Source organism: Spirosoma spitsbergense DSM 19989 (genome assembly GCF_000374085.1).
GTDB classification, from domain to species: domain Bacteria; phylum Bacteroidota; class Bacteroidia; order Cytophagales; family Spirosomataceae; genus Spirosoma; species Spirosoma spitsbergense.
In genome coordinates this window covers 36,140-56,017 of the sequence record NZ_KB893547.1, presented here as the reverse complement: position 1 = coordinate 56,017, position 19,878 = coordinate 36,140, and the positions used below count along the sequence as shown (strand labels likewise).

Annotated in this window: 14 protein-coding genes; 6 read left to right on the top strand and 8 right to left on the bottom strand. The window is 50.3% G+C overall.

What is annotated here, in order from left to right; genetic code table 11:
- Positions 1 to 6 precede the first annotated feature (6 nt).
- The 5 genes from B157_RS39025 to B157_RS39770 all read right to left on the bottom strand — a co-directional run bounded on the left by B157_RS39025 (position 7) and on the right by B157_RS39770 (position 6,852).
- Positions 7 to 183, bottom strand: a complete 177-nt coding sequence (locus tag B157_RS39025; RefSeq protein ID WP_020604330.1) for a hypothetical protein — start codon at positions 181 to 183, stop codon at positions 7 to 9.
- Between the two features lie 93 nt (positions 184 to 276).
- On the bottom strand, positions 277 to 3,291 hold the full coding sequence (locus B157_RS0116085; RefSeq protein ID WP_020604329.1) for a DEAD/DEAH box helicase: 3,015 nt from the start codon (positions 3,289 to 3,291) through the stop codon (positions 277 to 279).
- Between the two features lie 395 nt (positions 3,292 to 3,686).
- Positions 3,687 to 4,877 (bottom strand): alginate O-acetyltransferase AlgX-related protein, encoded by a 1,191-nt coding sequence (locus B157_RS35495; protein WP_020604328.1) that lies wholly within the window; start codon positions 4,875 to 4,877, stop codon positions 3,687 to 3,689.
- A 2-nt stretch (positions 4,878 to 4,879) separates the two neighbouring features.
- Positions 4,880 to 6,319, bottom strand: coding sequence for an MBOAT family O-acyltransferase (locus B157_RS0116075; RefSeq protein ID WP_020604327.1), 1,440 nt, complete (start codon positions 6,317 to 6,319; stop codon positions 4,880 to 4,882).
- A 248-nt stretch (positions 6,320 to 6,567) separates the two neighbouring features.
- On the bottom strand, positions 6,568 to 6,852 hold the full coding sequence (locus tag B157_RS39770) for a hypothetical protein (protein ID WP_245565098.1): 285 nt from the start codon (positions 6,850 to 6,852) through the stop codon (positions 6,568 to 6,570).
- Between B157_RS39770 and B157_RS0116065 the strand changes: the two genes are divergently transcribed.
- The 4 genes from B157_RS0116065 to B157_RS0116050 all read left to right on the top strand — a co-directional run bounded on the left by B157_RS0116065 (position 6,833) and on the right by B157_RS0116050 (position 12,510).
- Positions 6,833 to 7,675 carry an SGNH/GDSL hydrolase family protein gene (locus tag B157_RS0116065; protein WP_020604325.1) on the top strand — a complete coding sequence of 281 codons (843 nt, stop codon included), beginning with the start codon at positions 6,833 to 6,835 and terminating at the stop codon, positions 7,673 to 7,675. The genes B157_RS39770 and B157_RS0116065 overlap by 20 nt on opposite strands.
- A 373-nt stretch (positions 7,676 to 8,048) precedes the next feature.
- Entirely contained in the window at positions 8,049 to 8,951 is a 903-nt protein-coding gene (locus B157_RS35490; RefSeq protein WP_245565096.1) for an SGNH/GDSL hydrolase family protein, read from the top strand.
- Positions 8,952 to 9,050: 99 nt separating this feature from the next.
- Positions 9,051 to 10,262 carry an acetyl-CoA C-acetyltransferase gene (locus tag B157_RS0116055; RefSeq protein ID WP_020604323.1) on the top strand — a complete coding sequence of 404 codons (1,212 nt, stop codon included), beginning with the start codon at positions 9,051 to 9,053 and terminating at the stop codon, positions 10,260 to 10,262.
- A 100-nt stretch (positions 10,263 to 10,362) separates the two neighbouring features.
- On the top strand, positions 10,363 to 12,510 hold the full coding sequence (locus B157_RS0116050; protein ID WP_020604322.1) for a 3-hydroxyacyl-CoA dehydrogenase NAD-binding domain-containing protein: 2,148 nt from the start codon (positions 10,363 to 10,365) through the stop codon (positions 12,508 to 12,510).
- Positions 12,511 to 12,536: 26 nt separating this feature from the next.
- On the opposite strand, the gene B157_RS0116045 is transcribed toward B157_RS0116050, so the two are convergent.
- From B157_RS0116045 to B157_RS0116035, 3 genes are all read right to left on the bottom strand, one after another.
- Positions 12,537 to 13,112: a ribonuclease HII gene (locus B157_RS0116045; protein WP_026308738.1), complete on the bottom strand. Its 576-nt coding sequence runs from the start codon at positions 13,110 to 13,112 to the stop codon at positions 12,537 to 12,539.
- Between the two features lie 79 nt (positions 13,113 to 13,191).
- Positions 13,192 to 14,778: a M20/M25/M40 family metallo-hydrolase gene (locus tag B157_RS0116040; protein WP_157618463.1), complete on the bottom strand. Its 1,587-nt coding sequence runs from the start codon at positions 14,776 to 14,778 to the stop codon at positions 13,192 to 13,194.
- Between the two features lie 532 nt (positions 14,779 to 15,310).
- A complete protein-coding gene (locus B157_RS0116035) occupies positions 15,311 to 17,791 on the bottom strand; it encodes a ribonucleoside-diphosphate reductase subunit alpha (protein WP_020604319.1) in 2,481 nt (826 codons plus the stop codon).
- A 560-nt stretch (positions 17,792 to 18,351) separates the two neighbouring features.
- On the opposite strand from B157_RS0116035, the gene B157_RS0116030 reads away from it, so the two are divergent.
- On the top strand, positions 18,352 to 18,642 hold the full coding sequence (locus B157_RS0116030; protein WP_026308737.1) for a type B 50S ribosomal protein L31: 291 nt from the start codon (positions 18,352 to 18,354) through the stop codon (positions 18,640 to 18,642).
- Between the two features lie 176 nt (positions 18,643 to 18,818).
- Complete coding sequence (locus tag B157_RS0116025; protein ID WP_020604317.1) at positions 18,819 to 19,505, top strand: response regulator transcription factor; 687 nt, start codon at positions 18,819 to 18,821, stop codon at positions 19,503 to 19,505.
- Positions 19,506 to 19,878: the final 373 nt, after the last annotated feature.

The following is a 19,878-nucleotide window of genomic DNA, read 5'->3' as shown; positions in this document are numbered from 1 at the left end:
TTAGGTTTAGGCCCTGGTACTCCGAATCAGGCCGATACCGGCGAAGAAAAAAATTCCGCCCAGAATAAGGTACACAAATGACGCCTGCGCTACGCCCCCTTTGGCAAAATCCATACCGCCATAAATCAGGCCAACCAGACCCACCAATGTAAGTACAATACCAAATATGCTTTTCGCATTCATAGACTCTGCTATTTACAGTGAATGATAAATTATTTACCAGACAACTAATAATAGCCGGTATTGTCTATTGAAACCCGAATATTCTTTATTTTTTCATTCCAGCAACACCAAAATATCTTCCTTCGTGAGCGATTTCATGAAGGTATCTTCGGTAGAAATCAGGCTTCCGGCCAGTTGTTGTTTGGCCCGCTGCAACGACAGAATTTTCTCTTCCACCGTGTTTTTAGCAATGAATTTATAGGAAAACACTGTTTTCTGCTGCCCAATGCGGTGGGCCCGGTCAATGGCCTGGGCCTCAATGGCCGGATTCCACCAGGGGTCGAGGATGAATACGTAGTCGGCAGCCGTCAGATTATGACCAAGTCCCCCGGCTTTCAGAGAAATAAGGAATAATTTGACCGAATCGTCTGTCTGAAACAGCGTTACCTGGCTTTGCCGGTCGGTGGTGGAGCCGTCCAGGTAGGCGTATTTGATTTTCTTCTCTTTCAGGTATTGCTGCACAACGTTCAGATGCTTGATAAACTGACTGAATACCAGAATCTTGTGATTTTCAATCATCGCGCTCTCCAGACGCATCAGCATATCGTCCAGCTTGCCGGAATCACCTTCGTAATCGGCATCGACCATACGGGGGTGGTTGGCAATTTGCCGGAGTTTGGTAAGCCCCTGTAGCACGATCATCTGCGATTTTGCCATACCCGATTCTTCAATATGGTCCAGAATCAGGTTTCGGTAATAGGATTTGGCTTCCTCATACTGGGTTTCCTGATCGGGCGTCATTTCGCAGTAGAGTACACTTTCTACTTTTTCGGGCAAATCGGTGGCTACCTGCGCTTTGTTGCGCCGGAGCATAAAGGGTTTGATGAGGTTATACAACCGTTCCGTTTTAACCTCATCGTGCCGCTTCTCGATGGGCACCTGAAACTCGTTTCGAAAAAATGACTGGTTACCCAGCAAACCGGGATTGATAAACGACATTTGCGACCATAAATCCAGCGTACTATTTTCGAGCGGAGTGCCGGTCAGGATAAGCCGGTGCTCGGTGTTAAGCTGCATGACCGCTTTGGTAATGTGCGAAGACGGGTTTTTTATGGCCTGCGATTCATCCAGAATAGCGTAGTTGAACCGGTAATCGCTCAGGATGTCGATGTCGATTCTAACAATACCATACGAGGTCAAAATAAGGTCGTAGTCATCAAATTGAGCCGTATTTTTATCGCGATAGGTGCCGGTGTACACCATCACCCGCAGGCCAGGCGTAAATTTCCGGGCTTCGAGTTCCCAGTTATACAGCAGCGAGGTGGGCATCACCAGCAGGCTTGGGTTGATGGCACCCGCTTCTTTCTGGCCCTGTAGCATAGCCAGTGTCATCACCGTTTTCCCCAGTCCCATATCGTCGGCCAGGCAACCGCCAAACCGGTACTGGCGCAGGAAATTCATCCAGTCATACCCTGCTTTCTGGTAAGGTCTCAGGGCACCATTGAAGCCATTGGGAAGGGGGAAACTTTCAATTTTCTCGAAGTCGCGCAGGCGTTCGAGTTTGCGGCTGATAACCGTTGTGGCCAGGCTGTCCTGCTCCAGTTCCTGCACCAGCGCGAGGTGATGTTTTTGCAGCACCAATCGTCCTTCCGTGTTGTCAGGCCCATCCAGGTACTCCATGAAGCCAAACAGTTCGGAGTACTTGGTAAACCAGGCATCCGGAATAACGGCTACTTCGCCATTGGGCAGCGTAAACTCGTGTTTTTTGTTCAGGATAAGCTTCCTTATTTTCAGGAAGGGAATTTCAAACTCCCCAAACCGCACGTTGGCGTATATGTCAAACCAATCGCGCCCTTCCTGAATGGATACGTTGATGCTCGAATAGCCCAGAAAATACCGCTTCGTATTCTGTACATCCTGCCGAATAAGAAAACCGGCTTCCTGCAATTGACTACTGTGATCCGACAGCCAGGTGAACACTTCTGTTTTTGGCAGGTCCAGCCGACCGCCCTGCAGGTCAATGCCTATATCACGCAGGAAAGCCAGCTTTCGCCGTTCCAGGTCCTTATCCCGACGAATTTTGTGGAAAAGATACGAGTCTTTATACGTTTCCATGCTCACATTACATGAGGGCCCCGCACCATCGAAGCGAAAGGTGAAATCACCGTACTGAAAGCCCAAATCGAGCATAATGGGCTGGTCGGGGTTATCGTTGTCAACCGCAGTACGGGTTCGGGCTACTTCATTGCCAAACACAGATACCGGCGCTTTTTGACTGGCCGGTTGCAGTTCTGAAATGGTCAACACGGGAACGGGAACCAGCGATTCATCCCGAATCTCGAAGCCTTTGGCACGCACATCATAAGCCGCAATGAGCGGAGTCACAAACCGCTCGTAGTACTGCTGCTCTATATTCCGGGGAATAACGATGTGATTTTTAGAAAAGAACGGGCGTATTTTTTTGCCGTCGACCTGTTTACTGAAATGATAAAGCCGGTTGCCTACAATCATGTAGGCAGGCTCATCACATATCATCAGGGCCTCTTTGAACTGAAAGTCGACCCGCTCCGTTTCGGTCCCTTTTCCATTCGTTCCGCCATCCGTATATGACTTTACGGGGTAACGAATGATGGGGAAATAGTGTGTTGAGGTCGGATTGCGGTCGAAATGAAAATAGACCCGCGCTTTTTCGGGCATCCAGTTGATGGGTTCCCAGGCAGGATTGCCATCATTGCCCATAATATAAAATGGCTTGCCGGGCAGGAGCGCCATAATCCGCGCTTTCATGGTTTCGAGGTACGTCCCGATCGTATCCTGCGCTCCTTTATCACCCTTTTGAGGGTCGTATATTTTCAGAAAAAAGTCGACAGCGGGTAGCTTTCGGGGATTGAACTTTTTAACGATCGTGTCCTGCTGAATACTGTCGATTAATTTGACCAGTTCAAAATCCCGTTCATCCAGCCCTTTCGCAAATTCACCAACATTCTGGGTAGAGAGCGTTTGGTTCTGCAGCGTTAACTCGCCCCGGCTATTACGCTGCACAACAAAAGCCTCGATGAGGTAGCCCAGAAACTCGTGATTCAGCAGCGAATACACAATTTGGAATGGTTGCAACGGCGAAACTTTCATGCAGACTGTCGTTCCCCGTCAATCCTCTCAGACCAACCAGAACGACCGTAAAAGGTGAACGCGTACGGAAAAAAAATTGACCGGATAAAGACATTGACAAATAGCCTGAAACGCAGGCAAAAGCACTCATAATGAATACATTATGACCAATTCGCATTTGTCAACGATTTCAAATATACGAATCAAAACAAAATGAACAAGTGAGAATTCTGCAAAACCAATAAACGGTAAGAATAGACGGCAGGAAATTAGTATCCGGTACGATTGCGGGAATGCATCCGCTGTTTGGCAGGGCCAGCAAAAAGAAACGATAAACGCGTTATCACCCATACCAGCGGTACACGCGTTAACCGGTAAAATAGATACCCGTTAACGATGGGCGATGCAGATGGGGTTTATAAATTGACCAGCCGGGCCAGATTCCGTTCAACAATTTCCAACACAACTACTTCGGGTTTCTCCGAACGAATGAGATCCGTACGAATCGAGTCGCTTTGCGTCATGTAAGCTTTTGAAAAGTAGCTGGGCATGGTTTCTGCCAGTGTCAACGTAAATGAATCGCCCATAAACAGCAGACTTGGTGCTTTTGCGATGGAACCCGAAAACCGCTGCGCCGGCCACCCGCCCGCCGGATTGGGAATCCGTTCGATTTCCCGGTAGCTCATAGGGGCCGGTGGGATTGTGTGGTAGTTTATTGAGTCGGTCAGGTCCTGATTCAACGCCATCATCACCACCAGATCACCCGAATATCCTTTTATAGGCACGATGGTGTAGTCCTTCTCCGACGCGTTAGGCAGGGCCGGAAAATCCTGCCGGATACGCTGAGTAATGGCTATTGTGGCCATCAGGCAACCGTAATTGTTCCAGTGCGTATCAGTTTTCATGTACGTCTGATGGGTCGATTTAGCGGCCAGCAGAGCAGGCCGAACATCAATAAACGGGACGTCGGTATGGTTGGTCAGGTACGCTTTGAGCAAGTCCAGGTTTGACGTTACCGACACTTCCTGCATGTAATCCGGCAAATTTTCGGGATAAATACTGTAGCTGTCCGGGGCAACAACAAAGTAAAATTTTATTCCCTGAGCGGCCAGTTGCTGCTGTTTATCCCGGAGTTTCCGGGCAATTAGTGCTAACGTTTCCGGCGAAAGAGGTTGTAATCCCAAGTGCTGATCGGCAACATTAGCCAGGTCGTTACCGGGGTAAAACCAACCGTTTTTGCCCAATACTACTTTTTGCGGCAGTGGTGATACACCCAGCACGTAGTATTTGAATTGGCTATACTGATAAAAGAGCGCATTCCGCCAGCCAAAGTTTTCTTTATAATACTGGTTGAATCCGCCGATGTACGATAATACACGGGGAAAATGAAACGTCGGCAATGGGGTAAGTACGTTCTTTTCGGTGCTCTTGAAAGCAGCAGAAAATTTAAAAAACTGGTCGAGGGTGGGTAGCACCAGACAGATGGCAAAAAGTATCCCTGTCAGAAAAAAACGATACCTGCCTACCCGATTTATTGACTGATCCAGGTGTTTTTCGGGCTCACCTGCCTGCCGAACGGTTGCGGTAGATTTGCGAAGTGATTCCATTGTTAAAATCGAAAATAGATAAAGGGGTTGTAGGTATTGGCCGCCATGTACATGACCGACACAATAAATAAACCAAACAGGCCTACTATATAAACCGTACTCAACACGTAAGGAGTTATGGAATTAACGAACGCAGGTTCTATCCGTGCTCTCAGCCGATGCAGGAAATGGTAAGCCGGCATTGAAAAGATGATACCCAGCAACAGCGTTAGTCCGAGTTCGACGGTAGTGAAGTAGGAAAGGGGCAGGATGGTTTGCGTTACCTTGCCCATGCCCGCCATTTTTTGCAGATAGTCGATGGCACTCGACAGGTTATCGGCACGGAAGAAAACCCAACCAACCAGCACAATGAGCAAGGTGTACAGATGAGAAAACAGGGGCCAGACCCGTCCCAGCCATTTACTCAGACCCGCCCGTTCCAGTGCCAGAAACGCCCCGTGATACAGCCCCCATACGATGAAACTCCAGCTGGCACCATGCCACAAACCCGTTACAAAAAAAACGATAAACAGATTAACGTAGGTACGGACACGCCCCACCCGGTTGCCCCCCAGCGGTATATATACGTAATCCCGAAACCAGGTCGACAGCGAGATGTGCCACCGTCGCCAGAAGTCCTGAATAGAACGGGCCGAGTAGGGATAGTTGAAGTTCTCTTTGAAATCGAACCCGACCATTTTTCCCAGGCCAATGGCCATATCGGAGTAACCCGAAAAATCAAAATAAATCTGTAATGAATACGCCACAGCACCCAGCCAGGCTGTTTCGGCCGGATACGTAGCCGGATTGGCGTTAAAAACAGTATCGGCTACGGCAGCAAACGTATTGGCCAGCAGGAGTTTTTTGGCCAGGCCAATGATAAATCGTTCGGCTCCAATACCAAACTTTTCGAGGGTAACAGTACGCTGGGCCAGTTCGGGAGCAATATCGGCGTACCGAACAATAGGCCCCGCTATCTGGTGCGGAAACATGGCAACATAGGCGCCAAACTCAATAAAACTACGATTCGCCCGGATACGGCCCCAGTAAATATCGAGCGTATACGATATGCCCTGAAAGGTGTAAAAGCTGATACCAATGGGTAGCGCAATGGCCGAGAAAACAGTAGTATCAACCTTGAAAAGACCCATTATCGCACCAAGCGACCCGACCGACCCAGCCAGAAAAAACGCGTACTTATAATAGAACAGTAACGATAAACTGCCGGCCAGTGAAAGAGCCAGCCCCCCCCGTCGGCGTCCGGTTTCGACCAGCCGACCTGCTATGAAATTGATGGAGGCCGATAGCAATAACACCAGCACCACCGGCCCTTCTCCCCAGGCGTAAAAAACCAAACTAGCGGCAAACAGAAAGGCATTGCGCCACTGCTGGGGCAGTAGGTGATAAATGAGTAGAAAGGAGGGTAAAAAAAGAAACAGAAAAATTGCTGAACTGAACAGCATAATTTAGAGTATATTGAAAGAGTATGGAAATAGGTTTTTATCATGCGTATCAACCGGGCTATACAAGAATAATATAATGCCGTCAGACTCTATACAAAAGAAGGCATCTTTTTTCTAACGGTTGTTATAGCTACACAGACTTCGTTATTTTGAGTGTGTCAGGCTACCTCTTTTTTTTGATTGATTACCAGTTTTTAGTTCTTGTTAATACATGTAGACTTTATCATGCGTAGCCGACAAAAATGGAATCAGTTACTTTTTGATATCAGTAAATCGGTCGCTGCTATTTTACTGCTTGTCCTGGCCGTAAACAGTTGCACCAGAGAATACCCGGCATCCGTCGGGAATATTATTCCACCCGTAGTGATTACTCCCCCCGCATCATCGTCGGCCTGTTCCTGCACCACATCGCCTGGAAGTACTACCACGTCACCCGGTACCAGTACTACCACATCGCCTGGAAGTGCTACCACGTCGCCCGGAACCAGCACCACATCAACTGCCGCCACAAAGGTGGATACACTAGCAATCAAACCGCCTGCTTTTTCGCCCAACGGGGGCAATTTTTATTTTAGCACTATCGTCAAACTGGCAGCCGATTCGCTTCCTCCGGGAGCCATGTATGAGTATTCGACAGATAATGGAAATAACTGGCAAACAGGCCAGCAATTTACCCTCACAACCGGCGCGCGGGTTCTAACCCGGTTACGGGTAGGCGATAAGGTTTCCGGTAGCCGGGCGGCTGTATTTTCGCTTTTTTACAAACGGCTGCTGGTCATTGGCAACAGCATCATGTTTCACGGACCGGCTCTCAACTTGGGCTGGACCAACTCGAATGGCATGGCGGCATCGGCCCCGGAAAAAGACTTCGTACACCTGCTCACGACCCGACTCCAAACGATTAATCCTGCCACCACGCTGCAACTCCAGGCGGGCACCGGGCTCGAACTCGACTTTGGCAAACCCACCTACCTAATGGACGAGTTCGATGCGCCAATGCAGACGTTCAAACCCGACCTGATTGTTATTCGAATTGGGGAGAACGTATCGGACGGGGAGGTGCAAACCCGGAAATTTGAGGGTCAGTTTCGCCAGTTTATCGACCGGCTCATTCAGCTCAGTAGCGGGCAACCCGTTAAGATAGTAACAACCACCAGTGTTTGGGAGAAACCCCAGACCGATGCTGTAATCCGAAAAGTGATTGCCGAAAAAGGCCTGACGCTGGTTGATTTGGGTTGTATGGTAGGGCAAAGTCAATATTTCGCGGGGCAGTATGCCAACAAAGGCGTTGCAGCCCACCCCGGTGACGTAGGTATGCAACGTATTTCGGATATGATCTGGGATAAGATACAGTAGCTACCCATGAATAAATTCATTAGTGTGCAGGTAACCCGTATGCTGTGCGTTCGGCGTTTGACATACTGGTAAAAACAAAACTGTATTGTATCTTTATCTATGCTGAGTGGCGTAATAAATAATTGACTACTAGTTTGTTATTTGTGGTTTGTCTAAAAAAAAATATTGTACAGAATCAAACGCGTCCGCTGGTTTTAAGAGATTGGCACAATTTTGGCCCCCATTATTCCAACTAACAATTATGCCTGTCGTGGTGAATAATATGCTTTTTCGGTTTAGGGTCCTCATTTACTTGCAGTGGGCTATCCTGGGTTTGTTTGGAACGCTGTTTGTCTCCACTGTTTCTGCACAAAACACAAACTGTCCCTCTTGTGTGCAGCTCAGCATCCGGCGTTTGACCGCAGCGGAATTGAATCCGCCCCCGCCCCCACCGCCGTCCACTACCTTACAGACGCCGTCTTTTGAGTCCTCTGCGCGGGTGGTGCCTTTCGGTGAAACCGTAAAAGTTGTTGCTTCCAGTTTACCAGCCGGAGCCGTTTTGGAGTATTCGACAGATAACGGAAATACCTGGACCGCGGGGAGTCAGGTTCCGGTTAATAATAAAATAGACATTTCAGCACGTGTTCGTCTAAATCAGACATACTCCTCCGTAGTTAAGGGCAGCTTTACTCCTTATTTCAGACGATTGCTGGTCATTGGTAACAGTATCATGTTTCACGGACCCGCTACTGAACTGGGCTGGACCAACTCCAACGGCATGGCCGCTTCGGCACTCGACAAAGACTTTGTCCACCTACTCATGGCCCGACTCCAAACGATTAACCCTGCCACCACGCTGCGGCTACAGGCAGGTACCGGACTTGAACTCAACTTTGGCAAACCTACCTATGTCATGGATGAGTTTGATGAACCAGTTCAGACGTTTAAGCCGGATCTGATCGTGATTCGGATTGGGGAGAACGTATCGGATGGTGATGTGCCGTTACGTAATTTAGAGGGTCAGTTCCGCCAGTTTATTGACCGGATTATTCAACTCAGTGGCGGGCAACCTGTCAGGATCGTGACGACTACCAGTGTTTGGAACAAACCGCAAACGGATGCCGTGATCCGAAAGATAATTGCCGAGAAAGGAATGACACTGGTCGATTTGAGTTCTATGGTGGACCAGGGCCAGTATTTTGCCAGTCAGTATGCTAATGGCGGTGTAGCAGCCCACCCCAACGATGCAGGCATGCAACGTATTACTGACCTGATCTGGGAGAAAGTCAACCAATAGGCTGTCTTTTCTGAGCCTGTTGCCCCGTTCAGATTTTGCCCGTACTTTTGTTCGATTGGAAACCGTATGCATGCATACTAATTTTTCGTCAACAAAATTATGGCCGAAGCCTTCATTTACGATGCCGTCAGAACACCGCGTGGTCGGGGCAAAAGCGACGGTGCCCTGCACGATGTGCAACCCATTCAACTCCTGACCACAGTACTACGCGAAATCCGCGACCGCAATCAGCTCGATACCGCCCTGGTAGACGATATAATTATGGGTTGCGTTACGCCCATTGGCGAGCAGGGGGCCGATATAGCCCGTACTGCCGCACTGGAAGCAGGGTATGCCGAGTCTGTGGCAGGCGTACAACTCAACCGCTACTGCTCATCCGGCCTGGAAGCGATCAACATGGCAGGTGCTTATGTGATGTCGGGGCAGGTAGATGCCATCGTGGCCGGGGGCGTAGAGTCCATGTCGCGGGTGCCGATGGGGTCCGATGGGGGTGCGCTGTTCATGAATCCACAGATCGTGGCCCGGCATAAGATTGTACCGCAGGGCATTTCGGCCGATTTGATTGCGACCAAATACGGCTACTCCCGCCAGGATGTAGACACCTTTGCGGCCGAATCATACCGCCGGGCCGTGGACGCTCAGGCCGGGAATCGGTTTGCCCGAACGCTGGTTCCTATAAAAGACGATATCGGTATGACCCTGCTCGACCGCGACGAAGGCGTCCGACCCGGCACCACAGTGGAAAGTTTGGGAAAACTCAAACCAGCCTTTGCTGCCCTGGGGCAGATGGGATTAGATGCCCTGGCCCTGCTCAAATATGCCCAGTTCGATACAATAAATCACGTTCACCACGCCGGTAACTCGTCTCAGATTGTTGACGGAGCCGCTGGCGTACTAATTGGCAGCAAAGCATTTGGCGAAAAATCCGGCCTGAAACCCCGTGCCCGGATCAAGGCCTTCGCCATTGTTGGTTCGGAGCCGACCATTATGCTCACCGGACCCATTCCGGCCACTCACAAAGTACTCAAACGAGCCGGTATGACCATCAGCGACATTGATCTGTTTGAGGTCAACGAAGCCTTCGCGGCCATACCTCTTCTCTTCATGGACGAGTTCGGAGTCGATCACAGCCAGCTGAACGTTAACGGAGGAGCCATTGCCCTCGGTCATCCACTGGGTGCTACCGGAGCCATCATTTCGGCTACTCTCATCGACGAACTCGAACGCTCCGGCAAGCAGTTCGGCCTGGCAACCCTCTGTATCGGGGGCGGCATGGGCATTGCCACTATTTTTGAACAGATCAATTTTTAGTCGTTCATGGTCACTGGCTCTCATTTCTGTTGCATGCTACCAACGGCAGTAAATGACAACCAATGACCATGTTAATGCTAACCAGTGACAATTACCAACCATGATAAACTACTCCCTCGACCAAAACATCGCTATCATTACCTGGGCCATGACCTCCTCGCCCATGAATGTCCTGAATGATGAGTCGATACCACAGTTTGAAGCCGCTCTGGAGCAGGCTTTTGCCGATGAATCGGTGAAGGGTATCATCATCACCTCGGCAAAACCAGAGTTTGTGGCGGGTGCCGACCTGAAAATGATCCTGCGGAATAACGACAAAGACCCGGCCGAAATGCTGAAGGTTACGGCGGAACTGAACCGTATTTTTCGCCGGATGGAAACGTCCGGAAAGCCGATCGTAGCCGCTATGAATGGCACAGCTCTGGGTGGTGGCTATGAAATCTGCTTAGCCTGCCATCATCGCATTGCCCTCAACAGCCCAAAGTCTGTTATTGGTTTAGTCGAAGTAACCATCGGTCTCTTGCCGGGCGGGGGTGGTACACAACGACTCCCCCGCATGATTGGCATACAGGCGGCCCTGTCGCTGATGCTGGAAGGCAAAAAAGCAGGGGTGCCCGAAGCCCTCAAACTGGGTATGGTCGATGAGATTGCCGACAGCCCGGACGATATGATGACGAAGGCGAAAGCCTGGATTGCCGCCAACCCCACACCCCTTCGCCCCTGGGACGAAATTGACCGTAAGACGGGAAAAATCGTTGGCAAAGACAATTTCAAGGTGCCTGGCGGGAACGTTCAGAGTGCAGTAGGTGCCCAAACCTTTGGGGCCGGAACGGCCATGCTGATGGAAAAAACCAAAGGTAACTATCCCGCCCCACTCGCTATTATGGCCTGTGTGTATGAAGGCTTACAGGTAAATATGGACCGCGCAATCATGATCGAAGCCCGGTATTTTGTGCAGGTGGCTACGTCTAAGGTGGCGAAAAACATGATTCAGACTCTCTTTTTGGGTATGAACGAAGCCAACAAGGGAATCAGCCGCCCAAAAGAGGTACCCAAAACGGACGTGAAGAAGGTGGGGGTTCTGGGAGCAGGTCTCATGGGTGCGGGCATCGCATATGTCTCAGCACAGGCGGGTATCGAGATCGTTCTAAAAGACATATCGACAGAGGCTGCCGAAAAGGGAAAAGACTATTCACGGCAGTTGCTCCAGAAAGGCGTTGAACGCGGTAAAGTAGATCCCGGCAAGGTAGAAGGCATTTTGAATCGAATAAAGCCGACCGATTCGGTGCAGGATTTACAGGGTTGCGACCTCATCATCGAAGCCGTTTTTGAAAACCGTGCGCTCAAGGCACAGGTGACAAAAGATGCTGAACCGATGCTGGCGACCGGTGGCGTATTTGCCTCCAACACCTCTAGCCTACCCATCAGCGGGCTGGCACAGGCTTCGGCCCGGCTAGAGAATTTCATTGGCATTCACTTCTTTTCACCAGTCGATAAGATGGCACTGGTCGAAATCATCGTGGGGCAACACACGTCCGAATATGCTCTAGCCGTTGCGATGGATTACGTCCGCAAGATTCGAAAAACCCCAATCGTTGTCAACGATGCGCGGGGCTTCTACACCTCGCGCTGTTTTGGCACTTACTCGGCAGAGGGCATGGAGATGCTCAAAGAGGGAGTGAATCCGGTGCTCATCGAAAACGGGGGTAAAGATGCCGGTATGCCCGTTGGCCCCCTGGCCGTTACGGACGAAGTGGCCCTGGATCTTGTCTACAAAATTGCCGAACAGGGCGTTCAGGACGGAGTTGTTCGTGAAGACGATACACGCTACCAGGTATCCAAAACATTCGTTGACCTCGGGCGAACGGGTAAAAAAGCGAGAGCAGGTTTCTACGACTACGCTGATGACCGAAGCAAGAAACTATGGCCGGGTTTACAGACTCTTTTTCCGCAGGCAGAACAGCAACCTACGCTGGAGGAAGTAAAAACGCGTCTGCTTTACCGGCAGGCCATCGAAGCCGTTCGATGCCTGGAGGAAAATGTTGTCCGCACCAAACTGGATGCCGACATTGGCTCTATTCTTGGCTGGGGTTTCCCGGCGTACACTGGTGGTGCTTTGTCTTTTGTAGACTTCGTTGGTATCGAAACATTCGTAACAACGCTGGACCGGCTGGCCGATACGTACGGTGAACGATTCCGGCCTACTGCGACGCTGCGGGAACGCGCAGGCAGAAAGACGCTTGTTTAGGCGGTTGAAAAGCCAGCCCAGCAGGATCATACTAACCGAAAACTCATCCGGTGGTACTTTGTTGGGCCAAATTGCCGGATGGCGGCCCGGTGAACGGGCGTTGGATAGCCTACATTCTGCGCCCAACCGTAGGCTGGAAACTCCCGGCCGAGTTGCGCCATAAGGTCGTCCCGGTAGATTTTGGCCAGTACCGAGGCTGCCGCAATGGACAAATAATGGGCATCCCCTTTGATGATGCAAGTATGTGGAATCAGCGGGTAGGGTACGAACCGGTTTCCATCCACCAGCAGGTGCTCCGGCATAACGGACAACGCATCCACTGCCCGGTGCATAGCCAGAAAGCTGGCTTTAAGGATGTTGATCTGATCAATATCGGTATGCGATACCTCAGCTACGGCCCAAGCTATTGCTTCCCGCTCGATATCAGTTTTCAGCCTTTCGCGTTGCCGGTGCGATAACTGCTTGGAGTCATTCAGGATTGGATGCGTGAAATCTTTTGGCAGAATAACCGCTGCCGCCACCACCGGCCCGGCCAGGCAACCCCGGCCCACTTCGTCCAGACCTGCTTCAATAGCATCGGCGTTATAGTATGATTTCAACATAGCAGGGGTTTTCTTTTGCTTGCGCATGGCATCAGCCAAACAGCCCCAAAGATACAAATCAGCTTGCTACGCCTGGCTACTATGGTAACGGCGTAGTCAAAATAGCCAGACAGGTTTTGATGCCTGAGCGCAGATTACCCAGCCGCAGATTTTCGTTCGGGCTATGTTGGTTGTTATCCATGTTGACCAGGGGAACAATCACTGCTGGCACCTTTAATGCCTGAATAAACGGAACAACGGGCACGGTACCCCCCATGATCCGGACGATGACGGGATCCTTACCAAATCCATTGGTTACGGCTTTACGCAGCCAGTTACCCATCGGCTCATCGATACCGGTACGGAATGCGGGCGTACCGGCATTTCCCTCAAAAAAAACGATTTGAGAATACTTCAACCGCTCTTCAGGCGTAGGCACATGCTCCAGCACGGTAAATCCCTGCTTTTCGATGTGTTTGCGAACCAGATCGATCATCCGCTTACCATCCGTTTCCGGCACTAACCGAATATCGAAACTCGCTATGGCTTCTTCAGGAATGATGGTTCCGGAACCTTTGCCAACCACAGCGGCTTTCATGCCCCGTATGTTGAGCGATGGATACTGAAGTGATTCCTGATAATTAGCCCCTACTTTTTCTTCTTCGGCAATCAGCAAGTTCTTGTTGATTGCCTGCTTGTTGTCGGGTACAGCGGCCATGATTTTTTTGGTGGCATCATCAAACGCAATACCATCGTAAAAGCCCGGAATCAGCACCCGGCCCTGCTCATCTTTCATGGATGTGATCAGCCGCGCCAGCCGGAATGCCGGATTCGGCGAATAATTACCATAGTGACCGCTGTGTTGCTGGGTAATGGCACCGTAGGTTGTCATGGTAAAACCGGCATTCCCCCGGCACCCGAACGTTAGCGTCGGAATGTTCGACGAGTGTATCGGGCCATCCATCACGATCATGTAATCGGCTTTCAGCTTGTCTTTGTACGAATCCAGGGCGCTTTTCAATCCACCGGAACCCTTCTCCTCCTCGGTATCAATAATTATCTTGATGTTGAAGGGTGGCGTTTGTTTTTCTGCCTGTGCGATATCGAGAGCGTTCAACAGCATGACAATTGGCCCTTTATCGTCCGAGGTTGAGCGACCGAACAAACGCCATTCATCGTTGACGCCCGTTTTTGGCCTGTCCCCATCCAGCTCTTTGTACTCCCCAGTGCCTGCTTTTTCTTTGAATACAGTCACCCACGGGTCTTTCTGATTCCATTCGGCAGGTCGCACGGGTTGACCATCCATATGGAAGTAGAATAAAACGGTTTTTGTGGCTTTCGGACTGGTCTTTTCCGCTAAAAACAGCGGTAATTGACTGGTTTTGAGAACGGTCGTCTGAAACCCTCGCTTGGCGAATGCTTTTTCGGTCCAGGTAATGTTTTTGAGAATGTCTTCGGCATTGACGGCATCATTGGGAAGAGACACATAATCGCTGAGTTCGTCGATAGCGGGCCATAGCTGCTTTTCGACTAACGCATCCATCTTAACTTCGCTTAGCTTCTGGCCCGACACCACCAGCGGGATGAATGGCATTATAAGCCAGCAAACCATTCGAATCAGTTGTACAAAACCGGTCTTTGTTCTTCGCTGATCACTTACTGATTGGATCGTTTGTCGGGTAGTCATGGTCAAAACCTGTGTTAATTCGTGCAGCATCGAAATAAGGCAACCTGACCGACAATACCAACCAATCTATGTTGAATCCCTGTTTACACAATATAAAATAGCAGATTAGCTACAAAAGTACGAATCACGATAAATCTGCATAGCACTATCGTCTGTCCTTTTGCCGTGCATCATAGGGAATGTACCTGATTCTTAGGGCCGCGAGTCCGTTAAAAAGATTCTTGTTCAACGTGGCAAAATATGAGTCATTCAGGGTGTCAAAGTACCTCTTTCGCTCCCCGATATGATTTTGCTGGAACTGGCTGATTGTACGGTCGTGCTTGGAGTCATTCAGGATTGAATACGAGGAATCCATTGGCGAAACAACCGCTTCCGTCACTACCGGCCTGGCAACCCAGACCTACTTCAATGGCATCGGCATTATGGTGTGATTTCAGCGTAACAGACGCGCACAGAATTCACCAATAAATATAACTCCCGACCATGTTGACCACAGCCGGGAGCGTAAAAACTCTAAAATACACAATCTAGACTACGAGCCGCACATCTCGCACCCTTCCGGGTCATCGAGGGAGCAGGTCATGGCGGCATATTGCTGTTCTAGATCCGTTACCATCGGTACGGGTTGGGGCGTAGCGTTCTGGGCGTGCTCCTTGGCGTACTGAACGTAGTCGAGGGGTTTTTCGACCGCTACGGCTTCGGCGGTTACCGGCTCCAGTTGTGGTTCGGCCTGGGGCTGCACAACGGTGAACTTCACGGCATCGGAAGCGGCTTTCGTGCGGAGGTAGTACATACCCGTTTTCAGGCCCGCTTTCCAAGCGTAGAAGTGCATGGAGGTCAGCTTACCGAAGTTGGAGTCCTGAATGTGGATGTTCAGCGACTGCGACTGGCAGATGTACGCCCCCCGGTCGGCGGCCATGTCGATGATGTGCTTCTGCTTAATCTCCCAAACCGTCTTGTAGAGGTCTTTGATATTTTGCGGAATGTTCGGAATCGCCTGCACCGAGCCATTGGCCAGAATCAGGTTGTTCTTCATCGCATCATTCCACAAGCCCAGTTTCACCAGGTCTTTAAGCAGGTGCTTGTTCACCACCACAAACTCGCCCGACAGTACACGACGGGTGTAGATATTGCTGGTATACGGTTCAAAGCACTCGTTATTACCCAGAATCTGCGAGGTCGATGCGGTGGGCATGGGGGCCAGCAGCAGCGAGTTCCGAACGCCATGTTCGACCACCTCTTTCCGCAGGCTTTCCCAATCCCAGCGATTCGACTTAGGCGTTACCCCCCACATATCGAACTGGAAAATGCCTTCCGAGATGGGTGAGCCTTTCCAGGTTTCGTACGGACCAGATTCTTTGGCCTGCTCCATGGAGGAGGTCATTGCTCCGAAGTAGATAGTCTCGAAAATATCTTCGTTCAATCGGCGCGCTTCATCCGATTCAAACGGCATCCGCAACATGATGAACGCATCGGCCAGCCCCTGTATACCGATACCAATGGGCCGATGGCGCATGTTGCTCCGACGGGCTTCTTCTACCGGGTAATAGTTGATGTCGATAATCTTGTTGAGGTTGCAGGTAGCCGTTTTGGTTACCTCATACAACTTCTGGTGATCGAGCCGCATTACGCCGTCCGGGTCACGCTTGATAAACTTCGGCAGGGCGATGGACGCCAGGTTACAAACCGCAATTTCGTCAGGAGCCGTGTACTCGATAATCTCGGTGCAGAGGTTACTCGACTTGATCGTGCCCAGGTTCTTCTGGTTCGACTTCTTGTTGGCGGCATCCTTATAGAGCATATAGGGCGTACCGGTTTCAGTCTGCGATTCCAGAATCTTGAACCATAACTCCTGTGCCTTTATCGTCCGGCGGGCGCGACCTTCGCGCTCATATCGCGTGTATAAAGCCTCAAACTCATCGCCATAGCAATCAGCCATGCCGGGACACTCGTGTGGGCAGAATAATGACCAGACATCATCATCTTCCACGCGCTTCATGAACAGATCGGGGGTCCAGAGGGCGTAGAACAGATCGCGGGCACGGCCCTCTTCTTTACCAGAGTTCTTTTTCAGGTCCAGGAAATCAAAAATATCGGCATGCCAGGGTTCCAGGTAAATGGCAAACGAACCTTTACGCTTCCCACCGCCCTGATCCACGTACCGGGCCGTGTCGTTGAATACGCGCAGCATCGGCACAATCCCGTTTGAGGTACCGTTGGTGCCTTTAATGTACGTTCCCGTTGCCCGGACGTTGTGAATGCTCAAACCAATACCGCCCGCCGACTGCGAAATTTTGGCGGTCTGCTTCAGCGTATCGTAGATTCCGTCGATGGAATCGTCCTTCATGGTTAGCAGGAAACAACTCGACATCTGCGGCTTGGGCGTTCCGGCGTTGAACAGGGTTGGCGTGGCGTGCGTAAACCACTTTTCCGATAGCAGGTTATAGGTTTCAATGGCCGCGTCAACGTCCTCCATGTGGATACCAACCGCCACCCGCATCAGCATGTGTTGCGGACGTTCGGCAATCCGGCCATCCAGTTTCAGGAGGTATGATTTTTCGAGCGTCTTGTAGCCGAAGTAATCATAGCCATAATCCCGATCGTAGATAATAGTCGAATCCAGCAAGGCCGCATGTTGCCGTACCACGTCGTACACCTCCCGTGAAATCAGGGACGCATTTTCGCCGGTTTTCGGGTCTTCATACTGATATAGTTTTTTAATAGTACCCGAAAATGACTTGTTGGTTTCCTTATGCAGGTTGGAAATAGCAATCCGGGCGGCCAGAATGGCGTAGTCCGGATGCTTGGTCGTCATCGAAGCGGCTGTTTCGGCAGCCAGATTGTCGAGTTCAGTTGTCTTTACACCGTCGTACAGACCATTTACAACTTTCAACGCCACTTCTACGGGTTGAACATAAGCGGGATCGAGACCATAGCACAGTTTCTCGATACGGGCGGTGATTTTGTCGAACTTGACGGACTCCCTACGCCCCTCGCGTTTGATTACATACATATGTCTTTGGATTAGTTATATAGAAAATGACAGATACGGCTTATATAAGGTAACAGGGAGTTAACAAAAATATATAAAAGATAACAAAATCTAACTTCAGGAAACGGTAAAGCGAATCCGAATGGTGTTCTAAAGTTCCACTGAAATAGACGGAAAAGCAACCCGGAAGGTTCGGGCATCTGAGCAAATCCCTGAAACGTTCAACTCTATCACTTAGGTTAAGAAATTGTTAAGTCGTCAGTGTGAATGACTTAGCAATACGCCTTTGGAGAGCAATTCTTAGAAATAAAAAAAAACAGATTTTATCGGTCGGATAGGTAAACCAACTGGTGGTTATCACTATTCCGTGGAGGAAAAGTATTTACGGGGAAATATAGAAAGAAAACGGGGTTAGGTCAACCAATGAGGATACCTTTATTAGCTAACGGCCATACTTTAATTCATTCGCTATCAGGCACAAAAAGAACCGAAAAAACAGTTGCCAATCCCTGGAAAACACCTTACCTTTGCAGTCCTTTTCGGTCGGAAACCGAGAAGATGACAAGAAACTGAGATTAATCATGAAAAAGGGCATTCACCCGGACTACCGCGACGTGGTATTCCACGACCTGTCGAGCGATTATAAATTCCTGACGCGCTCCACGGTTCAAACCAAAGACACTATCGAGTTTGAAGGCCAGACCTATCCGCTCGTAAAGATTGAAGTTAGCTCGCAGTCGCACCCGTTCTATACGGGCAAAAACGTACTGCTCGATACCGCAGGTCGTGTGGACAAGTTCCGCAAGCGTTACGGTACCAAAGAGGGTGCCGTTCAAACTGCCGCTCCTGCCGCTTCTGCCGACAAGGCGTAAGCTTCAGACCAAAGATTAACACGAAAGACTCTCCTGTTGCGTTCATAGGCAGCGGGAGAGTCTTTTTTTGGACCATTCCGACCCTTTTTCATGGCGGCTTTCTCTGGAGCAGGCATAATCGCCTGCCAACCGACCGGCGTAGAATCCATTACCTTACTTGTGTAACCTGCACAGTTATGAAAAAAATCCTCATCATTGAAGACGACCGGCGGATTGCCCAGAACATTAGTCGCGGGCTGCGGGAAGAAGGCTATGCAACGGAGGTCGTATATGAAGGACTTAACGGCCGGCAAATGGCTCTGCAACCGGGTATCGACTTGCTAATTCTGGATATTAACCTGCCCGGTTTAAATGGGTTTGAAGTATGCCGGAGCGTCCGGGCGGAAAAACCTCAACTCCCCGTTATCATGCTTTCTGCCCTGGGTGAGGTGGAAGACAAAGTAGAAGGTCTTACGCTGGGTGCCGACGATTATCTGGTGAAACCGTTTGATTTCCGGGAGTTGGTAGCCCGGGTAGCTGCGTGCTTCCGGCGCACTACGCTGACCACCGACCCAGTTGATGACGAAGTATGGACGATAGCCAATCTAACCATCAATCTGACGACCAAAGAAGTTCGTCGAGACAAGGTTGCGATTGACCTGACCGCCCGTGAATTTGCCCTGCTGGAATACCTGATGCGCAACCAGGGGCGTGTCCTCTCTAAAATGGACATTGCCGAAACGGTATGGCATCTGCATTTCGATCCGGGGACCAATGTGGTGGAGGTGTACATCAATTACCTGCGCAAAAAAATTGACCGCGATTTTATCCCTAAATTGATTCACACCCGGCCGGGTATGGGGTACGTCTTGAAAGAGGAATAACCAACAGCCTATCGAGCGGGCACCCGGAGCTGGTTTTCCGTCATTATCTTCAATCGGTATGCGGTTCTCCCAAAAAAATCTGTACGGATTTCCTTCCTCCGTTTCTGCCATCAACGACCATTCCCTCAAATCATTTTGCGTCTGATGGGCCAGTTCGTTACCTTGACGAGGTAAAAACAGATTAGCCTGTGATCTCCCTGGTTTAGGCCCTAAAAGGCCAGGCCGCATTCTGCAAAGCGGCCCTATTTCTTCTCTGCGCACTGTCTCCTGTTGTCAGGTCCGGTTTTGCGTGGCCTGTCCATACCCTATGCGACCGATAGGGGCAAAATCACTGTTTGTACAGTACGCCTTCGGGGATAGCAAATCACATTGC